Annotated in this window: 20 protein-coding genes; 7 read left to right on the top strand and 13 right to left on the bottom strand. The window is 74.1% G+C overall.

Annotated features, from left to right (window positions below; genetic code table 11):
* Positions 1–104 precede the first annotated feature (104 nt).
* The gene (locus AB0Q99_RS05705) at positions 105–476 is read left to right on the top strand and encodes a YbjQ family protein (protein WP_363568810.1); all 372 of its coding nucleotides are present in this window, start codon (positions 105–107) and stop codon (positions 474–476) included.
* Positions 477–603: 127 nt separating this feature from the next.
* Entirely contained in the window at positions 604–1,722 is a 1,119-nt protein-coding gene (locus AB0Q99_RS05700; protein ID WP_363568808.1) for an NAD(P)-binding domain-containing protein, read from the top strand.
* 103 nt (positions 1,723–1,825) lie between these two features.
* On the opposite strand, the gene paaE is transcribed toward AB0Q99_RS05700, so the two are convergent.
* The 8 genes from paaE to AB0Q99_RS05660 all read right to left on the bottom strand — a co-directional run bounded on the left by paaE (position 1,826) and on the right by AB0Q99_RS05660 (position 10,706).
* Positions 1,826–3,079: a 1,2-phenylacetyl-CoA epoxidase subunit PaaE gene (paaE, locus tag AB0Q99_RS05695; protein WP_363568806.1), complete on the bottom strand. Its 1,254-nt coding sequence runs from the start codon at positions 3,077–3,079 to the stop codon at positions 1,826–1,828.
* The gene (gene paaD / locus AB0Q99_RS05690) at positions 3,080–3,691 is read right to left on the bottom strand and encodes a 1,2-phenylacetyl-CoA epoxidase subunit PaaD (RefSeq protein ID WP_363569262.1); all 612 of its coding nucleotides are present in this window, start codon (positions 3,689–3,691) and stop codon (positions 3,080–3,082) included. It abuts the gene before it with no gap.
* 53 nt (positions 3,692–3,744) lie between these two features.
* On the bottom strand, positions 3,745–4,704 hold the full coding sequence (gene paaC / locus AB0Q99_RS05685) for a 1,2-phenylacetyl-CoA epoxidase subunit PaaC (RefSeq protein WP_363568804.1): 960 nt from the start codon (positions 4,702–4,704) through the stop codon (positions 3,745–3,747).
* Between the two features lie 13 nt (positions 4,705–4,717).
* A complete protein-coding gene (paaB, locus tag AB0Q99_RS05680) occupies positions 4,718–5,029 on the bottom strand; it encodes a 1,2-phenylacetyl-CoA epoxidase subunit PaaB (protein WP_363569261.1) in 312 nt (103 codons plus the stop codon).
* 56 nt (positions 5,030–5,085) lie between these two features.
* A complete protein-coding gene (gene paaA, locus AB0Q99_RS05675; RefSeq protein ID WP_363568802.1) occupies positions 5,086–6,117 on the bottom strand; it encodes a 1,2-phenylacetyl-CoA epoxidase subunit PaaA in 1,032 nt (343 codons plus the stop codon).
* A gap of 299 nt (positions 6,118–6,416) precedes the next feature.
* Positions 6,417–7,766, bottom strand: coding sequence for a M20 family metallopeptidase (locus AB0Q99_RS05670; protein ID WP_363568801.1), 1,350 nt, complete (start codon positions 7,764–7,766; stop codon positions 6,417–6,419).
* A 943-nt stretch (positions 7,767–8,709) separates the two neighbouring features.
* On the bottom strand, positions 8,710–9,369 hold the full coding sequence (locus AB0Q99_RS05665; protein WP_363568799.1) for a response regulator transcription factor: 660 nt from the start codon (positions 9,367–9,369) through the stop codon (positions 8,710–8,712).
* Positions 9,366–10,706 (bottom strand): histidine kinase, encoded by a 1,341-nt coding sequence (locus AB0Q99_RS05660; protein ID WP_363568797.1) that lies wholly within the window; start codon positions 10,704–10,706, stop codon positions 9,366–9,368. Before AB0Q99_RS05660 ends, AB0Q99_RS05665 begins: the two co-directional genes overlap by 4 nt.
* 268 nt (positions 10,707–10,974) lie before the next feature.
* Here AB0Q99_RS05660 and AB0Q99_RS05655 point away from each other — a divergent pair, with 268 nt between their 5' ends.
* The 4 genes from AB0Q99_RS05655 (at position 10,975) to AB0Q99_RS05640 (ending at position 14,700) form a co-directional block, all read left to right on the top strand.
* The gene (locus AB0Q99_RS05655) at positions 10,975–11,763 is read left to right on the top strand and encodes a class I SAM-dependent methyltransferase (protein ID WP_363568795.1); all 789 of its coding nucleotides are present in this window, start codon (positions 10,975–10,977) and stop codon (positions 11,761–11,763) included.
* Between the two features lie 171 nt (positions 11,764–11,934).
* The gene (locus AB0Q99_RS05650; protein WP_363568793.1) at positions 11,935–12,948 is read left to right on the top strand and encodes an aldo/keto reductase; all 1,014 of its coding nucleotides are present in this window, start codon (positions 11,935–11,937) and stop codon (positions 12,946–12,948) included.
* 143 nt (positions 12,949–13,091) lie between these two features.
* Positions 13,092–13,679 carry a TetR family transcriptional regulator gene (locus AB0Q99_RS05645; protein ID WP_363568791.1) on the top strand — a complete coding sequence of 196 codons (588 nt, stop codon included), beginning with the start codon at positions 13,092–13,094 and terminating at the stop codon, positions 13,677–13,679.
* 112 nt (positions 13,680–13,791) lie between these two features.
* Complete coding sequence (locus AB0Q99_RS05640; protein ID WP_363568789.1) at positions 13,792–14,700, top strand: ADP-ribosylglycohydrolase family protein; 909 nt, start codon at positions 13,792–13,794, stop codon at positions 14,698–14,700.
* Between the two features lie 30 nt (positions 14,701–14,730).
* On the opposite strand, the gene AB0Q99_RS05635 is transcribed toward AB0Q99_RS05640, so the two are convergent.
* Positions 14,731–14,997 (bottom strand): GlsB/YeaQ/YmgE family stress response membrane protein, encoded by a 267-nt coding sequence (locus AB0Q99_RS05635; RefSeq protein ID WP_363568787.1) that lies wholly within the window; start codon positions 14,995–14,997, stop codon positions 14,731–14,733.
* Positions 14,998–15,209: 212 nt separating this feature from the next.
* Entirely contained in the window at positions 15,210–15,476 is a 267-nt protein-coding gene (locus AB0Q99_RS05630) for a GlsB/YeaQ/YmgE family stress response membrane protein (RefSeq protein ID WP_363568785.1), read from the bottom strand.
* Positions 15,477–15,661: 185 nt separating this feature from the next.
* On the opposite strand from AB0Q99_RS05630, the gene AB0Q99_RS05625 reads away from it, so the two are divergent.
* On the top strand, positions 15,662–16,906 hold the full coding sequence (locus AB0Q99_RS05625; RefSeq protein ID WP_363568783.1) for a glycosyltransferase: 1,245 nt from the start codon (positions 15,662–15,664) through the stop codon (positions 16,904–16,906).
* Positions 16,907–16,974: 68 nt separating this feature from the next.
* On the opposite strand, the gene AB0Q99_RS05620 is transcribed toward AB0Q99_RS05625, so the two are convergent.
* The 3 genes from AB0Q99_RS05620 to hydA all read right to left on the bottom strand — a co-directional run bounded on the left by AB0Q99_RS05620 (position 16,975) and on the right by hydA (position 21,143).
* Positions 16,975–18,555, bottom strand: coding sequence for an NCS1 family nucleobase:cation symporter-1 (locus tag AB0Q99_RS05620; protein WP_363568782.1), 1,581 nt, complete (start codon positions 18,553–18,555; stop codon positions 16,975–16,977).
* Positions 18,556–18,600: 45 nt separating this feature from the next.
* Positions 18,601–19,614, bottom strand: coding sequence for a TIGR03842 family LLM class F420-dependent oxidoreductase (locus tag AB0Q99_RS05615; RefSeq protein WP_363568780.1), 1,014 nt, complete (start codon positions 19,612–19,614; stop codon positions 18,601–18,603).
* 98 nt (positions 19,615–19,712) lie between these two features.
* Entirely contained in the window at positions 19,713–21,143 is a 1,431-nt protein-coding gene (hydA, locus tag AB0Q99_RS05610; protein ID WP_363568778.1) for a dihydropyrimidinase, read from the bottom strand.
* Positions 21,144–21,151: the final 8 nt, after the last annotated feature.

Below are 21,151 nucleotides of genomic sequence, written 5' to 3'. Positions count from 1 at the left end.
CGGCCGCTCGATCACCGGTCCGGACCAGCTTCCGGAAGCCTTCTCGGCCACGGCCCGGCCACGCCTCTGTCACCCGGACGCATTACCCGGGCAGGATGGGCCTCATGGCTGACATCAATGAGTACGGCGGCGGGCAGGGCCCGAACGCCGACGTCCTGGTCGTGACCACCAATGACATCCCCGGTTTCCGGGTCGATCACGTGATCGGCGAAGTCTTCGGACTGACCGTCCGCAGCCGCCACATAGGCAGCCAGATCGGTGCCGGCCTGAAGTCCCTGATCGGCGGCGAGCTGCGCGGTCTGACGAAGACCCTGGTCGAGAGCCGCAACGAGGCGATGCAGCGGCTGGTCGAGCAGGCCAGGGCGCGCGGCGCCAACGCCATCCTGATGATGCGCTTCGACGTGACGGAGGCGGCGGACATCGGCACCGAGGTCTGCGCCTACGGCACCGCCGCGGTGATCTCCCCGATCCACTGACCGCACGCGGCGGAAACGGCGGGAACAGTCACCGGGCCCCCGATGTTTCATGGGCGTGACTGTTTACGGTGCAACGAATGCCGGTGCTGCGAACGGCGCCGCGACGAGCGGTACGGCGAACGGCACGGTGAGCGGCACCCCGACCGCCGCGCCGCCGCGTGTGGACGTCGTGGTGGTGGGCGCCGGGCAGGCGGGCCTGTCCGCCGCCTACCACCTGCGCCGCCGCGGCTTCGCCCCCTACCGGGCGGACGCCGACGGCGGCTTCGTCGTCCTCGACGCCAACGCCGAGGCCGGCGGCGCCTGGGCGCACCGCTCGCCGTCCCTGCGGATGGCCACCGTGCACGGCTTCCACGACCTCCCGGACGCCGAACTCCCGCCGGTCGCCCCCGAGGCCCCCGCGCGCGCGGTGGTGCCGGGGTACTTCGCGGCGTACGAAGCCCGGCACGCGCTCCCGGTCGTACGCCCGGTCGCGGTGCGCGCCGTACGCGCCGAGTCCGAGCGCCCCGACTCCCGGCTGCTGGTGGAGACCGACCGCGGCACCTGGTCCACCCGCGCGCTGATCAACGCCACCGGCACCTGGACCCGCCCCTTCCTCCCGCACTACCCGGGCCACTTCGCCGGACGCCAGCTGCACTACGCCGACTACCGCGGCCCCGAGGAGTTCGCGGGCAAGCGCGTCCTGGTGGTGGGCGGCGGCGCCTCGGCGGTCCAGGTGCTGTCCGAGGTCGCGGCGGTCGGCGACACGCTCTGGGTGACCCGTTCCGAACCCGTCTACCACGACGGACCGTTCACCCCCGAGTACGGGCGCGCGGTGGTCGCCAAGGTCGAGGAGCGGGTCCGGCAGGGCCTGCCGGTGCGCAGCGTGGTGAGCGTGACCGGGCTCGGCCCGTCCGTCGCCTACCGGCGTGCCGAGGAGCTGGGCGCACTGCACCGCCGGCCGATGTTCGACCGCCTCACCGAGCACGGAGTCGCCTGGGGCGACGAGGAGTCGGCGGTGGACGCGATCGTCTGGGCCACCGGTTTCCGGCCCGAAGTCGGCCACCTCGCCCCGCTGGGCCTGCGCTCCCCCGGCGGCGGCATCGCGCTCACCGGCACCCGCGCCACCGCCGATCCGCGCGTCCACCTGGTCGGCTACGGCCCCTCCGCCAGCACGGTCGGCGCGAACCGGGCCGGGCGCGCGGCGGTCAACGACCTGGTCGGGCTGCTCGGCGATCCGGCGAAGCAGCCCGCCCCGGCGGCGGTCTGACCGTCCTCGGACTGTCGGACGCCAGGGGTCGGCGGTCAAGGCTCGGCGGTCACGGCCCAGCAGTCGCGGCTCGGTGATCGAGGCTCAGCGGTCGAGGCTCAGGTCAGCGGTCGTAGTCGACCGTCACCCGGTCGGTGACCGGACGGGCCTGGCAGGTGAGGACGTAGCCGGCGGCCAGTTCCTTCTCCTCCAGGGCGAAGTTGCGGCGCATCTCCACCTCGCCCTCGGTGACCAGGGCGCGGCAGGTGCCGCAGACCCCGCCCTTGCAGGCGAACGGCAGGTCGGGGCGGGAGCGCTGCGCGCCGTCCAGGATCGAGCGGTCCCGCGGGAGGGAGAGGGTGCTGCCGCGGCCGTCGAGCACGACGGTGACCTCGCTCGCCATGCCCGGCGCGCCGCCCGACGCGGCGTCCGTCCGGTCCCAGTCCTCGTCGCGCTCCGGGAGCGGCTCGTCCTCTGCGTGGAACAGCTCCTGGTGCACCCGATCGCCCGGGACGCCCAGCTCGGCGAGCAGGTCCTTCGCCCCGGTGACCATGCCGAACGGGCCGCAGAGCCACCAGTGGCCGACGCTCCCGACGTCCACCAGCGCCGCCAGCAGCGCCCGCACCCGCTCCGGGTCCAGGCGGCCGCTGAGCAGCTCCGCGTCCCTGGTCTCCCGGGAGAGCACGTGGACCAGCTGGAAGCGGCCGAGGTAGCGGTCCTTCAGGTCGGCCAGCTCGTCCGCGAACATCACGGTGTCGCTGCGGCGGTTGCCGTAGAGCAGGGTGACGGTCGAGCGGTGGTCGGCGGCCAGCACGGAGCCGGCGATCGACAGCATCGGGGTGATGCCGGAGCCGGCCGCGAGCAGCACGTGGTCGGCGGGGACGCCGAGTTCCGGGGTGAAGAGGCCCGACGGCGTCAGGACCTCCACCTCCTCGCCGGGCCGCGCCTCGCGCACCAGCCAGCGCGAGAACAGTCCGCCCGGCACCTCCCGGACGGCGATCCGCAGCGGTCCGCCGACGGGGGCGCAGATCGAGTACGAGCGGCGCTCGTCCGCGCCGTCCACCAGCTTGCGCAGCGTCAGGGTCTGCCCGGGGCGGAAGGCGAACTCCTCCGCCAGTTCGTCCGGCACCGCGAAGGTCACCGCGACGGCGTCCTCGCACAGCCGCTCGACCCGGTCGATCCGCAGCCCGTGGAAGGTGGGGCGGCGGGCCGGGCGGATGCCGGTGGCCCGGGTACCGGCGGCGGCCGAGACATCGGCCGGGCCGGAGGTCGAGGCGGGCACCGAGGCGGCGGCCGAGGCAGGGGCCGAAGCGGACGCCGGGACGGAGGCCGGGCCGGCGGCGGAAGGCGAAGCGGCGGCGGGCGAGGCGGCGGGCATTCAGATCTCCTTGACGCGTTCGAAGGGCTCCCGGCAGGCGCGGCAGCGCCAGAGCGCCTTGCAGGCGGTGGAGCCGAAGCGGGACAGCTCCTCCGTCTCCGTGCTGCCGCACTGCGGGCACGGCACGGGAGCCGCGGTGCCGACGGCCCCGGTCACGGCTCCGGACACGACTCGGGTCCGGGTCGCGGCTCCGCTGTGGACCTCGGCTCCGCCACGGGCCTCGGCCCCGCCACGGGTCGGGCCGAGGGCGAGCGGAACCGGCCCGGCCGCGCGGACGGCGGAGGTCGGACGGGGCGGGGCGATGCCCGCCTCGGCGAGCTTGCGACGGCCCTCGGCGGTGATCAGGTCGGTGGACCACGGCGGGTCCAGCCGCAGCCGCACCCGGACGTCCGGGTACCCGGCCGCGCGCAGCCGGCGGTCCACGTCGGCGGCCATCTCGGCGACCGCGGGACAGCCCGAGTAGGTCGGGGTCAGCCAGGCGGTGACCGCACCGGTGCCGCCGTCCACCTCGACCTCGGCCAGGACGCCCAGGTCGGCCAGGGTGAGCATGGGCAGCTCCGGGTCCGGGACGGCTCCGGCGACCGCCCGGGCCAGGTCGCGGGTGGTGCCCACGGTGGCCGCGCCGACGGTTCCGGTCACCGCGTCGTCGGCCGCGAGGCGCCCGGTCACCACGTCGCCCCCGGGTGTGCGCGGGCCACCACCTGCAGCTCGGCGAGCAGCGGGCCGAGGGCCTCGGTGTGCACGCCGTCGCGGCCGGCCCGGCCGAGGACGGTGGCCAGCGGCGGCACGTCCGGCACGGTCAGCCCGGCCTCGGCGAGGACGGCGGCGAGCGAGTGCAGCACCGGCTCGCGCAGGGTCGCCGGGTCGACGCCCACCCGCAGCTCCACCGGGTGCGCCGTGAACAGCTCCTCCAGCAGCGGCCAGACGGCGTCCAGTCCGGCCTGCATCCGCTCGGCGGAGTGGGGCGTGCCGTCGCCGAGGCGCAGCGTCCAGGCGGTGGCGTACTCGCGGTGGTACGCCAGCTCCTTGACCCCTCGGGCGGCGACCGCCGCCAGCACCGGGTCGGGGTGCGCGCTCAGCGCCTCGTACAGGGCGCCGCGCGCGGTGGCGAAGAGCAGCAGCCGGGCGATCGAGTACGCGAAGTCGCCGTTCGGCGTCTCCACCAGCCGGACGTTGCGGAACTCGTGCTCCTCGCGCCAGTACGCCAGGTCGTCCTCGGTACGGCCGGAACCGTCCGCTTGGCCGGCCCGGGTGAGCAGCAGGCGGGACTGGCCGAGCAGGTCGAGGCCCAGGTTGGCGAGCGCGACCTCCTCCTCCAGCTCGGGCGCCCGGGTGCACCACTCGATCAGCCGCTGGGCGAGGACCAGGGCGTCGTCGCCGAGCATCTGGCAGTAGGCGGCCAGATCCGAGCCGTCCAGCCCGGCGGGCAGGGCGGTGTCCACGCCGAGCAGCGGGTCGGCGAAGCCCGTCCCGTACGCCCAGCGGCCCTCGCCCTCGGGGTCGGGGGTGGCCTCGGCAAGGCTGAGGTAGAGGTGGTCGTCGTGGCCCGCGTGGTCGTCGTGGCCCGCGTGACCCGGGTGAACGGCGCCGGCGGTGTGCCCCTGCGTGGCGGTGTGGTCCTGCATGGCGGTTCCCCCGTCAGATGTGCGGGACATCCTCGGGGATGTCGTAGAAGGTCGGGTGGCGGTAGACCTTGTCGCCGCTGGGCTCGAAGAACGGGTCGCGCTCGTCCGGGGTGGAGGCGGTGATCGCGTCCGAGCGCACCACCCAGAGGCTGACGCCCTCGTTGCGGCGGGTGTAGAGGTCGCGGGCGGCGAGCAGGGCCATCCGGTCGTCGGCCGCGTGCAGCGAGCCGACGTGCACGTGGTTCAGGCCGCGCCGGGGGCGCACGAACACCTCGTACAGCGGCCAGCCGGCCTTGGACCCGGCCAGGGGCACGGGCGCGGGCATGGGCGCGGTCTTGGACTCGGCCGTCGGCGCGGCCTTGGACTCGGCCGTGGGCTCGGTCACTTTCCGTTCTCCTGTTCCGTGGCGTGCTGGGCTTGCCGGGCCGGCCCGTGGTGCTGCTCGGCCGCGGCGGACTGCTCCGCGGCGCGCTTGGCCGCGTAGGCGACGGCGGCCTCGCGGACCCAGGCGCCGTCCTCGTGGGCGGCGCGGCGGCGTTCGACCCGCTGGGCGTTGCAGGGGCCCTGACCTCGGATGACCCGGTTCAGCTCGTCCCAGTCCGGCTCGCCGAAGTCCCAGCCGCCGCGCTCCTCGTTCCAGCGCAGTTCGGGGTCGGGAAGGGTCACGCCCAGGTGCTCGGCCTGCGGGACGGTCATGTCGACGAAGCGTTGCCGCAGCTCGTCGTTGCTGTGCCGCTTGATCCGCCAGGCCATCGAGCGGGCGGTGTTCGGCGAGTCCGCGTCCGAGGGGCCGAACATCATCAGCGACGGCCACCACCAGCGGTCCACGGCGTCCTGGACCATCCGGCGCTGGGCCTCGGTGCCGCGCATCAGCGTCATCAGCAGCTCGTAGCCCTGACGCTGGTGGAAGGACTCCTCCTTGCAGATCCGCACCATCGCCCGGGCGTACGGGCCGTAGCTGCAGCGGCAGAGCGGGACCTGGTTGCAGATCGCCGCGCCGTCCACCAGCCAACCGATCACGCCGACATCGGCGAAGGTGAGGGTCGGGTAGTTGAAGATCGAGGAGTACTTCTGGCGGCCGGAGATCAGCTTCTCGGTGAGCTCGGCGCGGTCGACCCCGAGGGTCTCGGCGGCGGCGTAGAGGTAGAGGCCGTGGCCGGCCTCGTCCTGGGCCTTGGCGAGCAGGATGGCCTTGCGGCGCAGTGAGGGGGCCCGGGTGAGCCAGTTGCCCTCGGGCTGCATGCCGATGATCTCGGAGTGGGCGTGCTGGGCGATCTGCCGGATCAGGGTGGCCCGGTAGGCGTCGGGCATCCAGTCCCTGGGCTCGATCCGCTGCTCGGCGGCGATGACCGCCTCGAACCGGTCCTCCGGCGCCTGCGCCGGGACCGCCTCGGCCACCTCTGCTGTCACCACGGTCCCCTCTCGTGTCCTGCCTGTCTGCCGGTCCGCCCCGGTTCGGGGCTCAGAGCTCGGAACTCGGAGCCCCTGGCACCAACCGACTGACCGTTCGGTCGGTACCATTCTGCGCGGCGGGGCGGAGCGATGGCAAGGCAGGAAACAGATAACAGCTGACAGATTTCGAAATCTGTCAGCTGTTATCTGTCATCTGTTCGCCGTCGCCTCTCAGCTCCCGACGGTCAGCACTCGGCGATCAGCTCCGGGCAGCCGGCTCCCAGCGCTCGGCGGCCGGCCGTCACCCACCCACCATCCGCTCACCCCTCCCCGCGGTCGCGCAGTCGCGGCAGCGGCACGGCGAGGAGCGCGGCCAGCAGTGCGATCCGGGGGGCGATCTGGTCCAGCCGGATGTGCTCGTGCCGGGCGTGGGCCCCGGCACCCACCGCGCCGAACCCGTCCAGGGTCGGGAGCCCGCGCGAGCCCGGCAGGTTGGTGTCCCCCGCCCCGCCCGCCGGGGCGCCGTCCAACTGCTGCCCGAGCACCGCCGCCAGCGAACGCACGTGCCGCAACAGCGGGTTGCCGGTCCGCTCGGGCCACGCCGGACGGCTGGACAGCACCTCCGTCCGCACCCGGGCACCCGGACGCAACGCGGTGAGCCGGGCGAGGTGGTCGAGCGTACGGCGCTGCGCCTCTGCGGTGGAGAACCGCAGGCCGAGCTCGGCCTCGGCCCGGCCCGCGACCACGTTGGCCCGCGAACCACCGCTGATCCGACCGGCGTTGAGCTCCGTACCGGGCTGTCCCGCGAGGCCGCGGACCAGGACGAGCTGGTCCACCAGCTCGTCGACCGCCGACACCCCGTCCTGGGCGTCGTTGCCCGCGTGCGCCTCGCGCCCGGTCACGGTGAGCCGGACCCGGCTGCTGCCGCGCCGTGCGGTCTTCAACCGGCCGTCGGGGTGGGACGGTTCGAGCCCCAGCACGGCGGCGGCACCGCGCAGGTGGCGCTCGACCAGGCGCCGCCCGTCCGGACTGCCGACCTCCTCGTCGGAGACCACGACCAGGCGCACGGCCCGGTGCGGCCGCTCCCCCAGGTCCGCGAGCAGCGCCAACGCGCCTTCCAGGATGGCGAGTCCGCCCTTCATGTCGACCACCCCGGGGCCGGTCAGCCGACCGTCCTCCTCGGTGACCGGCCAGTCCGCCAGGGTGCCCGCCGGCCAGACGGTGTCGTGGTGGCCGACGATCAGCAGGTGCGGCAGGGACTCGTCCCGCCCCTCCCATTCCAGGACGAGGTGGTCCCCGGCCGGACCGGGTTCGCGGCGGGCGGTGGCACCGGTGGCACCGAAGCCGGCCGCCAACTCCTCGGCGAGGGCGTCGAGTCGGGGGGCGTCTCCACTGGGCGACTCGATCCGGGCCAGGTCGGCGCAGCGGCGTCGGACGGCACCGGCGAGGGTACGGGCCCGGACGCTGAGCGCCTGCGGCAGACCAGGCAGCGCCGCGGTGACCGTGGCACTCGCGGTGGCGGCGGCTCTGGGAGCAGCGGCTCTGGGAGCAGCGGCCGTCCCGGGGTTCGCGGTGGACGCCGCGGTCGGGACGGCCGGGGCGGTCGGCGCGGGCGAGGTCGGCGTTGCGGCTGCGGTGACTGCGGTGGCAGCAGTGACCGCGGTGACCACGACGGCCGCGGCGCTTGCCGTGACCGTGGCCGTGGCCGCTGCTCCCGCGGCAGGGGGACCCGCGGCCGCGGCGGCCGAAGCCGCGGCTAGGGCTTCGCCGTCAGCGGCCGCCGGGACGACGGCCGGGGCCCGGTCAGGTTCTGCGGTGGCATCCGTCGTAGCGGGCGTCCCGACGATCTGGGTACTCAACGCGCGCCTCCGCGGCCGCCGCCGGTATTCAGCGGTCGGACCGGCCGACCACTCCCGCCCGGCTGCCAGGCCCGGCCGGACCACGCCGTGCGGCCGGGATGATCGGCGGCCCTCCGGAACGGTCCGTCTGGCCCAAGTGCGGTGGAACGGCTGGGCGGCGTGCTTGGCATTGCGTCCTCCTCGCTCGATCCGGTGGCCCCGGTCCGCCCGGAGCCCCGTGGACGGCGGCCTCCCGGCGGCGGGCGCAGTGGCCGGACCGCCGCAGGGAAGCCGAGATGTGAGCCTAGAAGAACCGTTCGGTTTCCTGCGAGGTGGCCCTGCTCCCAGCGCGCCGGAACCGGGCCCGACCTCGGGCACCCGTCGGGGAACAGCGGCGGGCGCACGGCGCGCGGGCCTGGATCGGCGCGCGGGCGCGGTCGCCGGATCGCGCCCATCTCCACCATGGACCCGCCGCCCGAGTTCGGCAGCGCAAAGCGCCAAGGCACGGCATTTCCACGCCGGATGGGTGACAGCGGCTCAGCACGCGGTACGAACCGGGAGCACGCCACGGCTCAGGGAAGCCCGGCCGGGCACCCGACCCGACTCCGGGGGAACATCCGGGGAACACCCGCGTGAACAACGGCCGCTGGGATGCTCCGACGAGCCCCGCCGTGCGCCGCCACGGGTGCTGTCACCGCGAGTGCCGCCACGAGTGACGCCACCGATGAGTACCGCCACCGGGTGCCGCCACGGCGGGACGGCACAGCCGTCGCGCTCAGGCGCCGTCGCCGACCAGCCCGGCATCGCGTGCCAGCAGCGCGGCCTGGACCCGGTTGCCGACGCCGAGCCCGGTCAGGATCCGGCTGACGTGCGCCTTGACGGTGCTCTCGCGCATCCCCAGGGCGCCCGCGATCTCCGCGTTGGAGAGCCCGTCGGCGAGTTCGCGCAACACGTCGGTCTCGCGCGGGGTGAGTCCGGCGACCCGGCTGCGGGCGGCGACCGACCGGGGCGCGCCGACCCGGTGGTAGCGGTCGATCAGGCGTCGCGCGGCCGCCGGGTGCAGCATCCCCTGGCCGCCCGCGACGACGTGCACGGCCCGGGCGATCTCGGCGGGCGGGGTGTCCTTGAGCAGGAAGCCGTCGGCCCCGGCGGCGAGCGCTTGGTACACGTACTCGTCCAGGTCGAAGGTGGTGAGCGCGATGACCCGCGGGGCGTCGGGCAGTTCGCGCAGGCGGCGGGTGGCGGCGATGCCGTCGAGCCGGGGCATCCGGATGTCCATCAGCGCGACGTCGATCCGCCTGCTCCCGGCGAGTTCGACGGCCTGGAACCCGTCGACGGCCTCGGCCACCACGACGAGCGCCGGATCCTGGGCCAGCAGGTCGACCAGGCCGAGCCGGACCAGCGCGTCGTCGTCCACCACCATCGTACGGATCATGCGCTCTCCTCAGGCCGCTGCTTCGGTTGCTCGGGGTGCTTCGGTTGCCCGGGGTGCTTCGGTTGCCCGGGGTGCTTCGGACGGCCCGGCGCCGGGAGCGGGCTGCCGGTACGGGCGGGAGCGGGTCCGGGCGCCGTCCGGGACGGGCGGGCCGGCCCGGGCAACCGGGCGGAGAGCCGGAAGCCGCCGTTGCCGTCCGGGCCCGCGTCGAGGTGGCCGCCGAGCGCGTCGACCCGTTCGCCCAGCCCCACCAGGCCGTACCCACCGCCCGGGCCCGGACCGTCCGGCGGCACCTCCCCCGGGCCGTTGCGGACCTCGACGGTGGTCGCCGGCTCCCCGTAGCCGACCCGGACGGTGACCGAGGCGGCGGGCGCGTACTTGCGGGCGTTGGTGAGCGCCTCCTGGACCAGGCGGTGCACGGCCAGCCGGTGGGTGGTCGGGACGGCCTCCGGGTCTCCGGAGAGGGCCAGTTCGACCTGCTGCCCGGCCTGGGTCGCCTCGGCGGCGAGTTCGGTGAGGTCGCGCAGCGCGGGCGCCGGGACGGACCCGGCTCCGCCCGGCGCGGAGGGCCCGCCACCGGTGTCGGTCCGGGCCGGCGGATCGGCGCGCAGCGCTCCCAGCACGTCGCGCAGGTCGTCCAGCGAGCGGGCGGCGGTGGTGCGCAGCAGTTCGAGCCGGTGGGTGAGCCGGTCCGGGTCGGCGGCGACGGTGCCGGCCCGGGCCTGGTCCCGCAGCACCCCGGCGTGCAGCACCAGCAGGCTGAGGCGGTGGGCCAGCACGTCGTGCATCTCCCGGGCGATCCGGGCCCGTTCGGCGGCCCGGGCCTGTTCGGCGCGCAGCTCGCGTTCGCGGCGCAGCGCGTCGACCTGGGCGTGCAGGGTGTGGATCAGCACCCGTCTGCCGTGCAGCCACAGGCCGACCGCCAAAGTAGCCGCCTGGACGAGGAGTTGGGACGCAGCGGCACCGGCCCAGCCGACCAGGGACGCCGCGCCGGACGCACTGACCACCGCGATGACCACGCCCCCGGCCATCGCCGGACCGGTCCGGCCGAGGTAGGCGAGGTGGAAGACGCTGAACAGCCCCGGGAAGGCCCGGTCGAACAGGCCGGCGGTGAGCACCGGCAGGACGGCGGAGGCGACGGGGTGGCGGCGGGCGAACAGCAGCGAGAGCGAGGCGAGCGCGGCAACGGCCGTACGCGGTGCGCGCAGCGGGCCGTCCGCCCGGAGCCACTGCACCACGGCCTCCTCGGTGGCGAGGCCGAGCAGGCCGAGCAGCAGCAACGTGTCGATCCAGGGCCGGTGGTCCGGGTCGTACCAGCCGAGCAGGTTCCTGCGCATCGGGCTCCTCCTCCCCTCACTCCCTCTGCCCTTCCGTCCCGCCGTTCCTTCCATCCCTCCGCCTTCCCGCCTCCCTGTCTCCCTGTCGTTCGGTCCGTCGGGCCCAGGCGACGCCTCGGGCTCGGGCTCGGGCTCGGGCTCGATGCTAGGGGCGCTGGGCGTCGAACCGCCCCTGTCTTCCGGCCATCCGCATCCTCGACTTTGGTCGGGGGCGCGCGTCGCTGACCGGCCGATTCGCAGCGATCCGACCCTGCCTAGCGTCGATGACATGACGAACCACCAGCTCCGGCACCGCCCCGAATCCGCCACTCCGAAACGCAGTTCGCTCTCCGGAGGGGACCGTCTGCTGTTCCTCGCCGAGGCCCTGCGCACCTTCCACGACACCGGTGCGCTGGCCCCGAGCGGCCCGGAGCTGGTGAGCGCGCTGGTCGTGCCGGTCACCAGCCGCCCGAACCACCCGATCTCCGTGCTCGAAGTGGGCGCCGGCACCGGCGTGGTGACCCGCCGACTGGTCCACGTGCTGCGCCCGGGCGACCGGTTGCACGTCGTCGAGGCGAACCCGCGGTTCGTCGACCGGCTGCGGGAGGACCCGGTGCTCGCCGCCCGCCACCCGGGGATCGAACTGCGGCTCTCGGCCTGCCGGGTCGAGGAACTGCCCTGCTGCCGCCCGTCGGTGCCGGCGGGGGCCGAACCGGAGGAGCACGCGGAGCGGTACGACGCGATCGTGTCCGGGCTGCCGTTCACCAACTTCGACCCCGCGCGGGTCCGCGAGATCCTCGACCTCTACGTGCGGCTGCTGACGCCCGGCGGCGAGCTGACGTACTTCGGGTACCTCGGCACTACGACGGCCCGCACCCTCACCTCGGGACCCCGCCGGAGCGCCCGCCACCGGGCGGTGGTGCGGCTGCTGCGGCAGTTCGAGGCGGCGTACGGGCTCGGCGCGCGCACGGTGTGGCGCAACCTGCCGCCCGCCCGCGCCCACCTCCTCCGCTCCCCGGGCGGGCGCGAGGACTGGGCGACCGAGCCGACGGGCGGGGCGGCCTCTGTCGCTCGATGACCGACAGAATTCAACTTTCAGATTTCAGATAACAGACGACAGCGAACAGATTTTGAAATCTGTTCGCTGTCGTGGCATAGTGCCACCCGGACCACCCTGCCCACACCCCCGCGCCGCCCGCGCCTCCGCACCACCCGGCCTCGCACCCTCCTCTTGGACCCTGGAGCACCCATGTCCTCGAACTCCCGCCCCGCGCAGCGCCCGCTCGGCAGCACCGGGCCCGTCACCTCGGCTCTCGGCCTCGGCTGCATGGGCATGTCCGACATGTACGGCCCGGCCGACGAGGCCGAGAGCATCGCCACCATCCATGCCGCCCTCGACGCCGGGATCACCCTCCTCGACACCGGCGACTTCTACGGCATGGGCCACAACGAGCTGCTGATCCACGAGGCGCTACGCGGCCGCGACCGCGACCGCGTGCAGATCAGCGTGAAGTTCGGCGCCCAGCGCGGCCCGGACGGCCAGTGGCTCGGCTACGACACGAGCCCCGCCGCCACCAAGACCGCCCTGAGCTACACCCTGCGCCGCCTGCGCACCGACCACGTCGACGTCTACCGCCCGGCCCGTCTCGACCCGAACGTCCCGATCGAGGAGACCATCGGCGCCATCGCGGACCTGGTGAAGGACGGCTATGTCCGCCACATCGGCCTCTCCGAGGTCGGCGCCGACACCCTGCGCCGCGCCGCCGCCGTTCACCCGATCAGCGACCTGCAGATCGAGTACTCGCTGCTCACCCGTTCGTTGGAGACCGCCGTCCTCCCCGCCGCCCGCGAGCTCGGCATCGGCATCACCGCGTACGGGGTGCTCTCCCGCGGCCTGCTCAGCGGCCACTGGGATCGGGAACGCGCCCTCACCGGAACCGACTTCCGCAGCCAGAGCCCGCGCTTCCAGGGCGAGAACCTGGCCCACAACCTCGCGCTGGTCGAGCAGCTGCGCGCGATCGCCGCCGAGAAGGGGGCGAGCGTCGCGCAGGTCGCCATCGCCTGGGTGGCCGCCCAGGGGGAGGACATCGTCCCGCTGGTCGGCGCCCGCCGCCGGGAGCGCCTCACCGAGGCCCTCGGCGCCCTGGACGTCACCCTGACCGGGGCCGACCTCGCCGCCATCGAGGCGGCCGTCCCCGCCGGCTCCGCCGCAGGTGACCGGTACGCTGCCGCGCAGATGGCCCGCCTGGACAGCGAGCGCTGACCGGCCCGGGCCGCGACACCCGCACCACCCGACGACGCCAACAGCCCACCGACGCCGAGCACCTCGACACTGCAGCTCCACGACACCAAAGCACCGCAGCTCCACAGCACCGACCGCCCGCACGACCCCAAGGACGGACCCCCGTGACCACGGACACCACACTCACCGCCGAGCAGATCCTGATCGCGGCGGAGGACGTCCTCCGGCGGTTCGGCCCGGCCAAGGCCACCGTCGTGGACGTCGCCCGCGCCCTCGGCGTCAGCCACAGCAGCGTCTACCGCCACTTCCCGAGCAAGGCCGCACTCCGCGAGGCGGTCACCCAGCGCTGGCTCGACCAGGCGCACCACGAGCTGGCCGCCATCTCCACCGAGGGCGGCCCGGCCGCCGAGCGGCTGCACCGCTGGCTGACGACGCTGTTCGCGGCCAAGCGGAGGAAGGCGCTCGACGACCCCGAGCTGTTCGCCACTTACACGGTGCTGGTCGACGAGAACAGCGGCACCGTCGACGCGCACATCGAGACCCTGGTCGAGCAGATCGCGCAGATCTTCCAGGACGGCGTGGACGGCAAGGAGTTCAAGCTCGCCCACATCCTGAACACCGCCCGCGCCGTCTTCGACGCCACCGCCCCGTTCCACGACCCGGCCTACGCGTCCACCTGGTCCGCGCCCGGCGCCGACGCCCGCTTCGAGGCCGTGTGGAAGCTCGTCCTCGGCGGCCTGAAGGCCAAGTGACCCACCCGCACGGGTGATCGGGGCGCCGGCGGACCGGAGGGAAATCGGGTGGCCGGCGCCCCGAGTCGTCCGGCAGACTGCCGCGCACAGTTGATCTCACATGGAGGATGACATGCGTGCGGCCGGACCGGTCCTGGACAGCCTGCAGGGGCTCGCCCTCGGCGACGCCTTCGGCGACCGCTGGTTCTCGGTCCCGGTGGCCGAGGCGCCCGCGGCGCTGGCCGCGCGCCTGGCCCGCCCCGCGCCCTGGCACTGGACCGACGACACCGCGATGGCCCTGGTGCTGGTCCGCCACCTGGTCGTCCACGGCGAGGTCCGACAGGACGCGCTGGCCGGAGAGTTCGCCGCCGAGTACACGCGGGAGTACGGCCGCAAGTACGGCCCGTCGATGCACCGGGTGCTGCGCGGAATCGAGGCGGGCGGGGACTGGCGCGCCGTCACCGCGAGCCAGTTCGAGGGCCGGGGATCGTACGGGAACGGTGCCGCGATGCGGGTCGCCCCGCTCGGCGCCTGGTTCGCCGACGACCTGGACGAGGTCGCCCGGCAGGCCGAACTGCAGTCACTCACCACGCACTTCCACCCTGAGGCGGCCGTCGGCGCGGTGGCGGTCGCCCTCGCGGCCGCGTTCGCCGTCCGGAGCCGGGGCGCAACCCCGCCCGACCGGGCCGAGTTGCTGACCGAGATCGCCGGACGGCTGCCGGACAGCGACGTCCGCTCCGGCCTGCGGATCGCCGCCCGGATGCCCGCCCACACCAGCGTCCGGCACGCCGCGACCGTGCTCGGCTCCGGGGCGCAGCTCTCCGCCCCGGACACCGTCCCGTTCGCCCTCTGGTCCGCCGCCGGGCACCCGGACTCGCTGCCCGAGGCCGTCTGGCGCACCCTGGAGGGCTGGGGGGACAAGGACACCACCTGTGCCATCGCCGCCGGGGTGGTCGCCGCCCGGACCGGGCTCGCCGACGTCCCGGCCCGCTGGCTGCACGCCCGCGAGGACCTGCCTGACTGGGTCACCGAGGTGGCCTGACCAACCGGACCAACCGGTCAGGGCGGCCGGTCAGCGCCGGACTATGCGGACGAGCACCCCGTAGAGGAACAGCAGCACCACCGCGCCGCCGATCGCCGACACCCAGGTCGTCAGGTCGAGGAAGCTCACCTTCACCGACCCGTGCATCCAGTGCGAGACGATCCAGGTGCCGACGTAGGAGCCGGTGATGCCGATCAGGGTGGTGCCGATCAGACCGCGCTCGCCCTTGCCCGGCATCGCCATCCTGGCCAAGGTCCCCGACACCAGGCCCAGCACGATCCACGCCATCCAGCTCATCAGTCGCCCCTCGCGTCATCGGCGTGACGGCCCCGTTCCACGATCCGGGCCCGGTCCGAAGGACGCGGGAGGGCGCCGCTTGGTTTCCGGCGCCCACGACGACCGGCGCGAACCGGCCACTCCGACGGACCCGTTTCCCCGCGACGCCCGGTGACGCGACGCCCGGTGACGTCCGGCGACTCCTCGCCGTTCCTACCGACTCCCCACGCCCCCTACCGGCGCGAGCTGCCGAACAGCAGCCGGTAGACGATGAGCAGCACCAGCGCGCCGCCGATCGCCGACACCCAGGTCGCCCCGTCGAAGAAGTGCGCGGTGATCGACCGGTGCATGAAGTGCGACGCGATCCAGCCGCCCACGAAGGACCCGGCGATACCGATCAAGGTGGTCACGATCAGGCCGCCCGGGTCCTTGCCCGGCAGCAGCAGCTTGGCCAGCGCTCCCGCCAGCAGACCCAGCACGATCCACGCGAGGATGCCCATCCGTCCGTCCTTCCCGTCATCGGCGCGACGGCCCCGTCCCGTCCGCTCTGCCCCGAAGGACGCCACCGCCCGCCGCCCGGTTCCGCCGGCGCGGGGCGGAGCACCCGGAACCGGCCGCCTCCCCTCCCTTCCCGGGCGCGCGTGGCGTCCTTCCGGCGGGCCACCCGCGCCGGAATACTGCGGCCATGCGCATCCTGATCGCCACCGCCGGATCCCGCGGCGACGTGGCTCCCTTCACCGGGCTCGGGGTCCGTCTGCGGGCGGCAGGCCACCGGGTGGCCATCGCCACCCACACCACCTTCGCCGGATCCGTCCGGGCGGCCGGGCTGGAGTTCCGCCCCCTGCCGGTCGACCCGCGCGCCGAACTCGCCTCCGCACAGGGGCGGCGGCTGCTGAAGGCCGGTGGCGGACCGGCGGTCGTCCTCCGACTCCTGCGCCTTGGCCGGAGGTTCATGCCCGCACTCGGCGAGGGCATCGTGGCGGCCGTCGCCCTGGGCACCGACCTCCTGCTGACCACCAGCACCACCAGCGCACTCGGCCAGGTCGCCGCCGAGGCAGCCGGCCTCCCCACTCTCGGACTGTTCCTCCAACCCATCGCCCCAACCCGGGAGTTCGCGCCCGCCGTCACCGGCACCCGGTCGCTCTCCCGGCCCGGGAACCTGCTCGCCGGCCACGCCGTCCAGGCCGCGACCGACCAGCTGTTCGCCCCGGCCGTCCGCCGACTGCGCCGCCGGCTCGGCCTGCCGCCGCTCGGTATCGCCCGGGCCCGGCGCGACCACCCGGTGCTGCACGGGTTCTCACCGACGGTCGTCCCCCGCCCGGCCGACTGGCACCCCCGGCTGGACGTGGCGGGCTACTGGTGGCCGGCTGCCCAGTCGGACTGGCAACCCCCGGCCCGGCTCGTCGACTTCCTCTCCGCCGGACCGCCACCGGTCTTCGTCGGTTTCGGCAGCCTGGTCGTCCCGGACCCGGAGCGGCTCACCGCCACCGTCCTCGCCGCCGCCCGCGCCGCCCGGGTCCGCCTGCTCCTCCAGGAGGGCTGGAGCGGCCTGGCCGCCGAAGACTCGGACACCGTCCTGACCATCGGCGACACCCCGCACGACTGGCTGTTCCCGCGCACGGCCGCCGTGGTCCACCACGCCGGCGCCGGCACGACCGCCGCCACCCTCCGCGCCGGCACCCCCACCGTCCCCGTCCCGGCCCAACTGGACGCCCCCTTCTGGTCCGCCCGGCTCACCGCCCTCGGCGTCTCCCCCGGTCCCGTCCCCCTCCGCGCCCTCACCCCCGCCCGCCTCGCCACCGCCCTCCGGCGCACCCTCGACACCCCCCGCTACCGCACCCGCGCCCGAGCCCTCGCCGCCACCCTCACCACCGAAGACGGCGCCGCGAAGGTCCTCACCGCCGTCGAACGGGTGGCGGCGGCCCGGTGACGGGCGGCAAGCGGCGCGGAGCGAGCAGCGGGCGACCGCGGGCACCCCACGGCGCCCCCGTCCGCCCGCTACCCCCTCCTCCTCCCCCTCCTCCTCCCCCTCCCCGCCGGCCCGCGCCCGAGACCGCGCCCGAGACCGAAGAGGAGGTAGAGGCTCGCCGACGACGCCAGGCCCACGGCCCAGCCGTAGTCGGCGAGCGGCTTGAGGAGGGGGACGAGACCGTCGGCCGGGAAGGGGCCCTGCTCGACGCCGTGGGCGTCGACGGTGGAGTACGAGCCGCCGACGGCCAGGAGGCCGCCCAGCAGCAGCGCCGCGACGGCCCGCCAGTTCCAGCCGGCCGCGTACCAGTACGTCCCGCCCGGCCGGTACAGCTCGGCGAGTTCGAGGCGGGTGCGGCGCACCAGCCAGTAGTCGGCGATCAGGACGCCGGCGACCGTACCGAGCAGGCCGCCGACCACGCCCAGCCAGGTGTAGATGTAGACGTGCGGGTCGGAGATCAGCCGCCATGGGAAGATCGCGATCCCGACGACGCCCGTGATCAGCGCCCCGGTACGGAAGTTGACCAACCGGGGCAGCAGGTTGGCGAGGTCGTAGGCCGGCGAGACGACGTTGGCGGCGATGTTGACCGACAGCGTCGCGATCAGGACGGTCAGCAGGGCGAACAGGATGCCGACCGGGCTCTCCATCTTCGCGGCGAGCCGGATCGGGTCCCACACCGGTTCGCCGTACACGGCCTGGGAGCCCGAGGTGACCAGCACGGACAGCAGCGCGAACAGCGTCATCGTGGTCGGCAGGCCGAGCGCCTGGCCGCGGATCTGGGCCCGCTGGCTCCCGCCGAAGCGGGTGAAGTCCGGGATGTTGAGCGCGAGGGTGGACCAGAACCCGATCATGCCCATCAGTGCCGGGAAGAAGACCTTCCAGAAGTCGCTGCCCCACCCCAGCGAGGACGGCTGGTCGAGCAGCGGCCCGAACCCGCCCGCCTTGACCGTGATCCACGCCAGCAGGGCGAGCGCGCCGACGATGACGAACGGCGCCGCCCAGTTCTCGAAGCGCCGCAGCGCCTCCATGCCCCGCGCGATGACGACCATCTCGATCAGCCAGAACAGCAGGAAGGAGAGCCACTGCGTCCACGGGTAGCCGGCGAACTCCCCGGCGGTGCGCCAGGATTCGCCGAGCAATGTACCGGCCAGCAGGAAGATGCCCTCCCCGCCGATCCAGGTCTGGATGCCGAACCAGGCGCAGGCCACCGCCGCCCGCAGGAGCGCGGGCAGGTTGGCCCCGCGCAGCCCGAACGAGGCCCGGGCGAACACCGGGAACGGGATGCCGTACTTGGTGCCGGCGTGCCCGGTGAGCAGCATCGGTATGAGCACGATCAGGTTGGCGAGGGCGATGGTCAGCACCGCCTGCTTCCAGTCCATGCCGATCGCGACCAGGCCCGAAGCCAGCGTCCAGGAAGGGATGTTGTGGGCCATGCCGACCCAGAGCGCGAGGAAGTTGTACGTGGACCAGGTGCGCCGCGCCACCGGGACCGGCCGCAGGTCGTCACTGGTGAATCCGTTGGAAGGCAACTCCCCGACAGACGGGTCGAGTTCGACCCGGCCGTCGGGGTGCTGCCACTGACTGCCGCCGCCTATCGCGGTGTCGTCCATGGTCAACTCCCTTCTGCTGCTGGGATCACAGGTGTCGCACGGTCATCACACGTGGGGGATGACGTCCGTCCCGTAGGCGTCGATGGTGGCTTCGATCGCGTCGTGCATCGCGTAGACGGCGAACTGGTGGACGCCCAGCGAGCGCAGCTCCGCCAGCCGGGCGCGCTGCGCCTCGGGCGGGCCGATCAGGCAGAAGCGGTCCACGATCTCGTCCGGGACGAAGGCCGTGTCCGGGTTCCCGGCCCGGCCGTGGTGGCTGTAGTCGTAGCCCTGCCGGCCCTTGATGTAGTCGGTGAGCGCCTCCGGCACCAGGTCGGAGTGCTCGCCGTAGTGGGTGACCAGGTCGGCGACGTGGTTGCCGACCATCCCGCCGAACCAGCGGCACTGCTCCCGGGCGTGGGCGAGCGCGGCGGGCGAGTCGTCGGCGGTGACGTAGGCGGGGGCGGCCACGCAGATGGTGACCGAGTCCGGGTCCCGGCCCGCCTCGACGGCGGCGGACCGCACCGCCTTGATCATGAACTCGGTGAGGTAGGGGTCGGCCAACTGCAGGATGAATCCGTCCGCCTGACGGCCGGTCAACGCAAGTGCCTTCGGCCCGTACGCGCCCATCCAGATCGGCAGCGACGCCCCCGGGCCGACCCACGGCAGGTGCATCTCGGTGCCGTCCACCTCGACGGTGCGCCCCTCCGCCAACTCCTTGACGGCGTGCATGGCTTCGGAGAGCCGGGCGAGGGTGGCCGGGCGGCGGCCGGCGACCCGCATGGCGGAGTCGCCGCGGCCGATCCCGCAGACCGTGCGGTTGCCGTACATGTCGTTGAGCGTGGCGAACAGGGAGGCGGTGACCTCCCAGGTGCGGGTCGAGGGGTTGGTGACCATCGGGCCGACGGTCAGCCGCTCGGTCTCGGCGAGGATCCGGCTGTAGATGACGAAGGGCTCCTGCCACAGGACGCAGGAGTCGAAGGTCCAGCCGTGGCTGAACCCGGCCCGTTCGGCGCGGATCATCCGGTCGATGAGCTTGCGGGCGGGCGGGTCGGTCTGCAGGACGAGGCCGATGTCCATGACTGGCTCCAGGGAACAAGGGAACAAGGGTGGGACCGCCGCCCGCACCCGCAGGTCGGGCCCGGGCGGCGGCTGGTCGACAAAGGGGACGTGCGGGTTCAGACCAGGTACTGGCAGGTGTCGCGGCGCAGGAAGGTGCCGTGCCCGGCCCGGCCGAGCCAGGTGCCGTCGTCCAGCACGACGGTGCCGCGCGAGAGCACCGTGCGCGCCCGGCCGGTGAGCCGGCGGCCCTCGTACGCGGAGTAGTCCACGTTCATGTGGTGGGTCGCGGCGGAGACGGTCTGCACCGCGGTGGGGTCGTAGACGACGAGGTCGGCGTCGGCGCCCGGAGCGATGGTGCCCTTGCGCGGGTGCAGCCCGAACATCCGGGCGGGCGTGGTGCAGGCGATCTCGACCCAGCGGCGCCGGCTGATGTGCCCGTCCAGCACGGCCTGGTGGAGCAGGTCCATCCGGTTCTCCACGCCCGGAAGGCCGTTGGGGATCTTCGAGAAGTCGCCGCGCCCGAGTTCCTTCTGCCCGACGAAGCAGAACGGGCAGTGGTCGGTGGAGACCACCTGGAGGTCGTTGGTGCGCAGCCCGCGCCAGAGCGCCTCCTGGTGCTCGCGCGGCCGCAGCGGCGTGCTGCACACGTACTTGGCGCCCTCGAAGCCGTCGGCGCCCTCCTCGGCGAGGTTGTCGGTGGAGAGGAAGAGGTACTGCGGGCAGGTCTCGCCGAAGACGTTGAGGCCGTCGTCGCGGGCCCGGGCGAGCTCGGCGAGGGCGGAGGCGGCGGAGACGTGCACCACGTAGAGCGGGCTGCCGGCGACCTGGGCGAGCTTGATCGCCCGGTGGGTGGCCTCGGCCTCCAGCAGTTCGCGGCGGACCTCGCCGTGGTGGCGCGGGGCGGTGCGTCCGGCGGCGAGCGCCTGTTCGACCAGGACGTCGATGGCGATGCCGTTCTCGGCGTGCATCATGATCAGCCCGCCGTTGACGGCACCGCGCTGCATGGCGCGCAGGATGCGGCCGTCGTCGCTGTAGAACACGCCGGGGTAGGCCATGAAGAGCTTGAAGGAGGTGGACTCGCCGGAGTCGACGAGGGCGTCCATCTCCTTCAGCACACCGTCGTTCACGTCGGAGACGATGGTGTGGAACGCGTAGTCGACGGCACAGTTGCCCTCGGCCTTGGCGTGCCAGGTGTCCAGGCCCTCGCGCAGCGAGCCGCCGACCGGCTGGACGGCGAAGTCCACGATGGTGGTGGTGCCGCCCCAGGCGGCGGCCCGGGTGCCGGTCTCGAAGGTGTCGGAGGCCGCGGTGCCGCCGAACGGCAGCTCCATGTGGGTGTGGGCGTCGACGCCGCCCGGGATGACGTAGTGGCCGGTGGCGTCGATGACGGTGTCGGCGGTCCAGGCCTCGGCGGCGGAGCTGCCGGTGGCGGCGAGGGCGGCGACGCGCTCGCCCTCGATCAGGACGTCGGCGTGGAGTTCCTCGGTGGCCGTGATGACGAGGCCGCCGCGGACGACGGTGCGCTGGTGCGGGTCGCGGGTGGTCATCGCGCTGC

The organism is Kitasatospora sp. NPDC086791 (assembly GCF_040685975.1).
Taxonomy (GTDB): domain Bacteria; phylum Actinomycetota; class Actinomycetes; order Streptomycetales; family Streptomycetaceae; genus Kitasatospora.
This window is presented reverse-complemented; position numbering and strand designations above follow the sequence as displayed.

Bases quoted from the DNA above. Each gene is read 5' to 3' on its own strand.
- AB0Q99_RS05705 (WP_363568810.1), top strand. From the start codon at position 105: ATGGCTGACATCAATGAGTACGGCGGCGGGCAGGGCCCGAACGCCGAC.
- paaE (WP_363568806.1), bottom strand. From the start codon at position 3,079: ATGCCCGCCGCCTCGCCCGCCGCCGCTTCGCCTTCCGCCGCCGGCCCG.
- paaC (WP_363568804.1), bottom strand. From the start codon at position 4,704: ATGCAGGACCACACCGCCACGCAGGGGCACACCGCCGGCGCCGTTCAC.
- paaB (WP_363569261.1), bottom strand. From the start codon at position 5,029: ATGCCCGCGCCCGTGCCCCTGGCCGGGTCCAAGGCCGGCTGGCCGCTG.
- AB0Q99_RS05665 (WP_363568799.1), bottom strand. From the start codon at position 9,369: ATGATCCGTACGATGGTGGTGGACGACGACGCGCTGGTCCGGCTCGGC.
- AB0Q99_RS05660 (WP_363568797.1), bottom strand. From the start codon at position 10,706: ATGCGCAGGAACCTGCTCGGCTGGTACGACCCGGACCACCGGCCCTGG.
- AB0Q99_RS05655 (WP_363568795.1), top strand. From the start codon at position 10,975: ATGACGAACCACCAGCTCCGGCACCGCCCCGAATCCGCCACTCCGAAA.
- AB0Q99_RS05650 (WP_363568793.1), top strand. From the start codon at position 11,935: ATGTCCTCGAACTCCCGCCCCGCGCAGCGCCCGCTCGGCAGCACCGGG.
- AB0Q99_RS05640 (WP_363568789.1), top strand. From the start codon at position 13,792: ATGCGTGCGGCCGGACCGGTCCTGGACAGCCTGCAGGGGCTCGCCCTC.
- AB0Q99_RS05635 (WP_363568787.1), bottom strand. From the start codon at position 14,997: ATGAGCTGGATGGCGTGGATCGTGCTGGGCCTGGTGTCGGGGACCTTG.
- AB0Q99_RS05630 (WP_363568785.1), bottom strand. From the start codon at position 15,476: ATGGGCATCCTCGCGTGGATCGTGCTGGGTCTGCTGGCGGGAGCGCTG.
- AB0Q99_RS05625 (WP_363568783.1), top strand. From the start codon at position 15,662: ATGCGCATCCTGATCGCCACCGCCGGATCCCGCGGCGACGTGGCTCCC.
- AB0Q99_RS05620 (WP_363568782.1), bottom strand. From the start codon at position 18,555: ATGGACGACACCGCGATAGGCGGCGGCAGTCAGTGGCAGCACCCCGAC.
- AB0Q99_RS05615 (WP_363568780.1), bottom strand. From the start codon at position 19,614: ATGGACATCGGCCTCGTCCTGCAGACCGACCCGCCCGCCCGCAAGCTC.
- hydA (WP_363568778.1), bottom strand. From the start codon at position 21,143: ATGACCACCCGCGACCCGCACCAGCGCACCGTCGTCCGCGGCGGCCTC.